Origin of the sequence: Corallococcus sp. CA047B (assembly GCF_003612065.1) — a bacterium.
Taxonomy (GTDB): domain Bacteria; phylum Myxococcota; class Myxococcia; order Myxococcales; family Myxococcaceae; genus Corallococcus; species Corallococcus praedator.
Genome location: NZ_RAWD01000614.1, coordinates 1 through 1,974, shown reverse-complemented (window position 1 = coordinate 1,974; position 1,974 = coordinate 1). Strand labels below are relative to the sequence as shown.

Here is a 1,974-nt window from a genome sequence, read left to right as displayed (position 1 = left end):
CCTCTCCCCTCCCGGAGTCACCCCCATGAAGGCGTACGAGCTCCAGCACACCACCGGCATCGACGGCTGGGTCCCCGTCGAGAAGCCCCGGCCGCAACCCGGCCCCGGCCAGGCGCTCGTCCGCATCCACGCCGTGTCCCTCAACTACCGGGACCTCATCATCGCCAAGGGCACCTACCCGGGCACCAAGCCCCCCGTCATCCCCGTCTCCGACGGCGCGGGCGAAGTCGTCGCCGTCGGTTCCGGCGTCACCCGCGTCAAGGTCGGGAACCGCGTCGCCCCCACGTTCTTCCAGGTCTGGACCGACGGTGAGCGCACCCCGGAGAAGGTCGCCCATGCGCTCGGCGGCGGCGTTCCCGGCGTCCTCGCCCAATACGTCTGCCTGGACGCCGAGGGGCTCGCGCTCCTGCCCGACTGGCTCACCTACGAAGAGGGCGCCACCCTCCCCTGCGCCGCGGTCACCACCTGGAACGCGCTCGTCCCCCAGGGTGGCCTCAAGCCCGGGCAGACAGTGCTCGCCCAGGGCACCGGTGGCGTGTCCATCTTCGCCCTCCAGTTCGCCCGCATCCTCGGCGCCCGCGTCATCCTCACCTCCAGCAGCGACGACAAGCTGGCGAAGGCAAAGCAGCTCGGCGCGGAGGGGCTCGTCAACTACAAGAAGTCGCCGGACTGGGCGAAGGAGGTCCTCGCGCTCACGGACGGCCAGGGCGTGGACCACGTGCTGGAGGTCGGCGGCGCCGCGACGCTGCCCCAGTCCGTGAAGGCAACCCGCGAGGGCGGCCACATCGCGCTCATCGGACTGCTCACCGGCGCCCCGGGCAAGCCCGACAACGCCGTCACCGGCAGCAAGCATCTGCGCGTCGTGAGCACCTACGTGGGCAGCCGCGTCATGTTCGAGGACATGCTGCGCGCCATGACGCCCCAGAAGACGAGGCCCGTCATCGACCGCGTCTTCCCCTTCGAGCAGGCCCGCGAGGCCCTGCGCTACATGGAGTCCGGCGGCCACTTCGGGAAGATCGTCATCTCCGTGTGACGCTGGCGGACACCGCGGCCTTCGCCCGAAGAATCCCTCCCCTGGGAGCACGACCTTGGGCGTAACGTCCCGCGCGACTTCCGGGAGCGCTCGCGAGCACATGGGCGGGCCCGGCACCGAAAGGGTTCGCGCATGCCCCGCCTGTTGCCCCTCCTGTTGCTGATGCTGGCGCCGGTCCTCCCGGCCTCCGCCCAGCCCCAGGAGTCCTCCCGCTTCTTCCCCTACACGCTCAAGACGACGAAGCTGCCCAACGGGCTCACCGTGGTGCGCGTGCCGTTCAACTCGCCCGGCATCGTCGCGTACATCACCTCCGTGCGCGTGGGCTCCCGCAACGAGGTGGAACCGGGCCGCACCGGCTTCGCCCACTTCTTCGAACACATGATGTTCAAGGGCACGAAGTCCAACCCCGAGGGCCAGCGCGAGCGCATCCTCGGAGGCTACGGCTTCGACGACAACGCCTTCACCACCGACGACATCACCGTCTACCAGGCCTACGGCCCCACCGCCGGCCTGCCGCAGCTCATCGCCCTGGAAGCGGACCGCTTCCAGCACCTGGAGTACTCCGAGCCGTCCTTCCAGACGGAGGCCCTCGCGGTGCTCGGCGAGTACCACAAGAGCGCCGCCGCCCCGGACCTCAAGATGGAGGAGTCCCTGGCGAAGACGGCCTTCACCCGCCACACGTACCAGCACACCACGCTCGGCTTCTACGACGACATCAAGGCCATGCCGCAGGCCTACGCGTACAGCCGCACCTTCTTCGAGCGCTGGTACACCCCCGCCAACATCACCCTCTTCATCGTCGGTGACTTCGACGATGCCCAGGTGCTGGAGGCCGTGACGAAGCACTACGGCAACTGGAAGCGCGAGCTGGCCACCGTCGCCATCCCCGCCGAGCCCGCGCAGACGAAGGCCCGCGCCGTCCACGTGGACTGGGCCCAGCC

Annotated in this window: 2 protein-coding genes; both read left to right on the top strand. The window is 69.7% G+C overall.

The window, feature by feature from the left end; all coding sequences use genetic code 11:
• Window positions 1-25: 25 nt before the first annotated feature.
• Window positions 26-1,033 (top strand): NAD(P)-dependent alcohol dehydrogenase, encoded by a 1,008-nt coding sequence (locus D7X74_RS41585; protein ID WP_120538431.1) that lies wholly within the window; start codon window positions 26-28, stop codon window positions 1,031-1,033.
• 132 nt (window positions 1,034-1,165) lie between these two features.
• The coding region (locus tag D7X74_RS41580) for a pitrilysin family protein (protein WP_147446901.1) at window positions 1,166-1,974 on the top strand (809 nt) is incomplete at its 3' end.

Bases quoted from the DNA above. Each gene is read 5' to 3' on its own strand.
- D7X74_RS41585 (WP_120538431.1), top strand. From the start codon at position 26: ATGAAGGCGTACGAGCTCCAGCACACCACCGGCATCGACGGCTGGGTC.